Source organism: Actinoallomurus oryzae (assembly GCF_039541955.1).
In the GTDB taxonomy this organism is placed as follows: domain Bacteria; phylum Actinomycetota; class Actinomycetes; order Streptosporangiales; family Streptosporangiaceae; genus Actinoallomurus; species Actinoallomurus oryzae.
The window spans coordinates 1-5,617 of the sequence record NZ_BAABHF010000052.1 but is presented as its reverse complement, the minus strand read 5'-3'; the positions used below and the strand labels follow the sequence as shown (position 1 = coordinate 5,617).

Genomic DNA, 5,617 nt, shown 5'->3' with positions numbered 1-5,617 from the left:
ACCCCCGCCATCCAACAAACCCTCGACCAACACCCCAACCCCACACACGCCATCCCCACCATCACCAAAAAACACGGCACCCTCACAGAATTCCTCAACAACACCGCACAACTACACACCCACCACCACAACGTCAACTACACACCACCAACAAAACGAACAACAACAATCCCGCTTCCCACATATCCCTTCCAACACCACACCTACTGGCTCCAACAACCTGTCACCACAAACAACAAACCCGAAAACCTGGGTCTCAAGGCGGCACAACACCCGCTTCTCCGCGCCACCACAACGATCCCCAATACCGGGACCTACCTGTTCACTGGACAGATATCAACGCGCACTCACCCCTGGCTCACCGATCACGCGATCAACGACACCATCGTGCTTCCCGGCACCGCGGTCATCGATCTGGCCCTACACGCCGGCACCCGCGCTGGGACCCCTTGCATCGAGGAGCTCACCTTCCAAGCTCCCATCGTCGTCCCCGAGCGCGACCCGATCGACCTCCATGTCACCGTGGAACCCCCCGACGACAACGGCCGGCGGACCATCACCATCCACACCCGCCCGTTCGGAGACGGCGACAGCCCCTGGATTCAGCACGCCACCGGCACCCTCGCCGAAGACTCCCCGGCGGCACCGGTGGAAGCCCTTCAATGGCCACCCGTCAACGCGGTCGCGATCAGCGCAGCTGAGATCTATCAGCGGCTTGATGAGTACGGCTACCGCTACGGCCCCAGCTTTCGATGTCTGTCCCGAGCCTGGCGGCGCGAGGACGGAGATCTATACGCCGAACTCGTTCTCCCCGAGCCAACCGACACGGCGGGCCATACCATTCACCCGGCCCTTCTCGACGCGGCACTCCATCCAGTGGCATTCGCGGCGCTTCCGGATGGCGGCAGGTCCACCGAGATGCTCATGCCGTTCTCGTTCAACGGCATCTCGCTCCTGGCCACTGGCGCGACCAGCCTTCGGGTGCATATTCACGGTACGGGAGAGCACCAGTTCTCGATCTCGGCTTTCGACGCCACCGGCAGCCCGGTGGCGACCATGAAATCGCTCGTCCTCCGTCCTTCGAAGCCGCCGCAGGCAGCCGCCCACACGTCGTACGTCCCCCTGTTCGAGTTGCGGTGGACGGCGCCCGAGTCATCCGTCCCTCCGCCTCTTCCGGTACGGGACACCTCGACGTGGATCTCGCTCGGCGAACAACCACCCGACCCGACCGGCCGCCTGCATCTCCGGCAGGTCCCCGATCTGTCTGCGCTTCGAGAGATGATCAGCTCCGCGGAGGCCGTACCCGAGGTCGTGCTCGTGTCGGCCATGCCCTCGTCCGGTGAGACGAACACCCCGGCGAACGTCCGCGCCATCACCCGTCACCTGCTCGGTCTCCTGCAGGACTGGCTGTCTGATGATCGCTTCGCCGCTTGTCGCCTCATCGTCGTCACGCGCGGTGCGGTCGCCTCTCACCGGCGCGAGGCGATCGAGGATCTGGCGCAGGCCGCGGTGTGGGGCCTGGCTCGTACGGCCCAAACCGAACACCCAGGCCGGATCACGCTCATCGACCTGGACCAGACGCCCAGGTCAGCAGCGGCCATACCGGCTGCCATCGCCACCGGCGAACCTCAGAGCGTCATTCGCAACGGCCGGATACTGGTGCCGCGCCTGACCCGCGACGGCAGCACCGGCCATGACCACGTCCGGTTGGACCCCGACGGAACGGTGCTGATCACCGGCGGGACCGGAACGCTCGGCGCCACGATCGCCCGCCACCTCACCGCCTCCCACGGTGCCCGTCAGCTCCTGCTGACCAGCCGCTCTGGGCCCGATGCCCCCGGCGCCTCCGAACTCCACGGCGAACTCACCGGGCTCGGCGCGAACGTCACCATCGCCGCCTGCGACGCCTCCGACCCGGAGGCCCTGGCCGAACTCCTGGCCACCGTGCCCGACCGGCATCCCCTCACCGCCGTGATCCACGCCGCCGGTGTGCTCGACATCGCGCCTGTGACCGAACTCCGGCCGGATCAGCTGACGTCCGTTCTTCTCCCCAAGACCGACGCGGCCTGGCATCTGCACCGCCTCACCGCGGGAATGGATCTGTCGGCGTTCGTCCTGTTCTCCTCGCTCGCCGGCATGCTCGGCATCGCAGGTCAAGCGAACTATGCCGCCGCGAACACGTTCCTGGACGCCCTGGCCCATCACCGTCGCGTATGCGGACTGCCCGCGACCAGTCTTGTCTGGGGGCTTTGGGAAGAAGCCAGCGGAATGCGGGACCAGATCGCCGATAAGGCCCTGGCCCGCATGTCCCGGATGGGACTGCCGCCGCTGACCACGACGGAGGGGCTGTCCCTGTTCGACGCCGCGCTGGTGGCAGATCGGCCCGTCATCGTTCCCGCCCGCATCGATACCACAGCGTTGCGCGCGCAGGTCGAGGCGGGAACGCTCTCCCCGATCCTGCGCGGCCTGTCCGGAACATCGCGTCGACGCCCAGCGACGAACGATCCCGGCGTGTCGGCCGTCGAGCCGAGCACCGCCCTCGTGGAGCGGCTCCTCCACCAGGCCGAGTCCGAACGGCGGGACACGCTTCTAAGGCTGATCCGTACCAACACGGCCATGGTCCTCGGTCATTCTGACGAAGGACAGATCGAAGTCGAACAGGCCTTCAAGGATCTCGGCATCGATTCGCTCACCGCGGTACAGCTACGCAACCGGCTCAATTCCGCCACCGGCCTGGCACTGCCGACGACCGTCGTCTTCGATCACCCGACTCCGGCCGCGCTCACCGAACACCTAAGGGAAGAGCTGCTGCCGAGCACCGGAAACGACGCCGGGACCGATCTGATCGGGAAGATCAGCGAACTCGAATCCGCCATCGACGGGAGCGGACTGAGTGATGAACAGCATGCCACCATAACCACCCGACTCGAAAATCTACTGCAGAAATGGCACAGCCAGTCTCAACGAGCCATCGATGCCGATGCGACGGACGACCTCGATTCGGCGACAGATGAAGAGCTCTTCGAAGCGTTGGACAACGAACTACAGAGTTTCGAACTGGAATAGCACGCGCCGACCCCCATGATTCCGAGGCTTGAGGGCAATGCAGAGCGAAGAGAAGCTCAGGACCTACCTGAAGCGCGCGACCGCCGATCTACGCCGGCTCCGTCAACGGCTGCATGACGCCGAGCACCGCTCGCGAGAACCGATCGCGATCGTGGCGATGGGTTGCCGCTACCCGGGTGGGGTGACCTCACCGGAGGAGTTGTGGGAGCTGGTCGACCAGGGCGTCGATGCCATCACGCCGTTCCCCGACAACCGAGGCTGGGACCTGGAGGAACTGTACGACCCGGACCCCGACGTCCCAGGTAAGTCCTATGCGCGAGAGGGCGGGTTCCTTCACGACGCCGACCAATTCGACGCGGCGTTCTTCGGCATCTCCCCACGCGAAGCCACCGCAATGGACCCCCAGCAACGACTCCTCCTCGAAGTCGCCTGGGAAACCATCGAAAACGCCGGCATCGACCCCACCACACTACGTACCAGCCGGACCGGCGTGTTCGCCGGCGCCATCACGCAGACCTACGGCCCGTCGCTTTATGGAGCCACGAAAGCCCATGAGGGTTATCTGCTAACCACGAACGGCAGTAGCGTGATCTCCGGCCGGATCGCCTACACCCTCGGGCTCCAAGGTCCGGCGGTCACGGTGGATACGGCGTGTTCGTCATCGCTGGTCGCGTTGCATCTGGCCGCGCAGGCACTCCGCAACGGCGAATGCGACCTCGCCCTCGCCGGCGGCGTCACCGTCATGTCCACCCCCGGCCTCTTCGTCGGGTTCAGCCGGCAACGCGGCCTCGCGGCCGATGGACGTTGCAAGTCCTTCTCGGCCTCCGCCGACGGCACCATCGGCGCCGAAGGGGTTGGACTCCTCCTGCTAGAACGCCTGTCAGACGCTCGGAAGAACAACCGGCGGATCCTCGCCGTCATCAAAGGCTCAGCGGTCAACCAGGACGGCGCCAGCAACGGACTCACCGCACCGAACGGGCCCTCTCAAGAACGCGTCATCCGACAGGCCCTCACCAACGCCGGAGTCACCCCCGACCAGGTCGACGTGGTCGAAGCCCACGGCACCGGCACCTCCCTGGGCGACCCGATCGAAGCCAACGCCCTGCTCGCCACCTACGGACGTGAACGCCCGGCCGACCAGCCGCTGTACCTGGGATCGCTGAAATCCAACATCGGTCACGCTCAAGCCGCGGCCGGTATCGGCGGCGTCATCAAGATGGTCCAAGCCATCCAAAACGCGCGGATGCCGAAGACCCTCCACGCCGAGGACCCCTCACCCCACATCAACTGGGACGCCGGAGCCGTCACCCTCCTCACCCAAGCCCGCCCCTGGCCCGAGACGAGCCGACCCCGCCGCGCCGCGGTCTCCTCCTTCGGAATCAGCGGCACCAACGCCCACCTCATCCTCGAACAAGCCCTCGAACCCATACCCGAAAAGGCATCCGAGGTCGGCCCGACACCAGCACTAACCGTCGCGGAAACCCCTCCGGCCGAAGTGGCTTGGCCACTGTCAGCGAAGACCCACCGGGCACTCCGTGAACAGGCCCGCCGTCTTGCCAACCACATCGAACACCACCCCGACCTGGACCCGGTCGGCATCGCTCACACCCTCACCACCAGCCGTGCCACCTTCCAACACCGCGCCGTCATCACCGGCAACACGATCACCGACCTCACCACCGCCCTACATGCCCTAGCCGACAACCAAGCCCACCCACGATTGACCGTCACACCACCGGACCCGGCACCACCGGGAAAACTCGCCTTCTGCTTCACCGGCCAAGGCGCCCAATGGCCCCGCATGGGACACGACCTCTACCAAACCCACCCCACCTACAAAAACACCCTCGACGAAACCATCACCCACCTCAACAAACACCTCCCCCACGACCTCAACGCGATTATCTTCGCCGAACCCGACACACCCCAAGCCCAACTCCTCCACACCACCCTCTACACCCAACCCGCCACATTCGCCATCCAAGTCGCCCTCCACCGCCTCCTCACCCACCACGGCATCACCCCCCACTACCTCACCGGCCACTCCATCGGCGAAATCACCGCCGCCCACCTCGCCGGCGTCCTCACCCTCCCCGACGCCGCAACCCTCATCACCACCCGCGCCAAACTCCTCAACACCCTCCCCGCCACCGGCGCCATGCACGCCACCAACACACCCCACCAAGATCTCGTCGACCTGATCAAAACCGAACTGCACATCGACCTCACCGACCACCCCGACGCCGCCATCGCCGCCATCAACAGCCCCACCTCCACCACCATCACCGGCGACACAACAATCCTCAACACCATCACCACCCTGCTAAAACAACACGGCTACAAAACCACCCGACTCAACGTCTCCCACGCCTTCCACTCCCCCCACACCAACCAAATCCTCCAACAATTCCACAACACCGCCGAAACCCTCACCTACCACCCACCCACCATCCCCATCATCTCCACCCAAACCGGAGAACCCGCCACCACCACCCAACTCACCGACCCCACCTACTGGACCAACCAAATCCGCAACCCCACCCACTGGGCC

Annotated in this window: 2 protein-coding genes; both read left to right on the top strand. The window is 65.3% G+C overall.

What is annotated here, in order from left to right; all coding sequences use genetic code 11:
- Positions 1-3,066: type I polyketide synthase (locus ABEA10_RS42705; RefSeq protein ID WP_345474062.1), on the top strand; the 3,066-nt coding region annotated here is incomplete at its 5' end.
- A gap of 37 nt (positions 3,067-3,103) precedes the next feature.
- A partial coding sequence (locus tag ABEA10_RS42700; protein ID WP_345474061.1) for a type I polyketide synthase occupies positions 3,104-5,617 on the top strand: 2,514 nt, incomplete at its 3' end.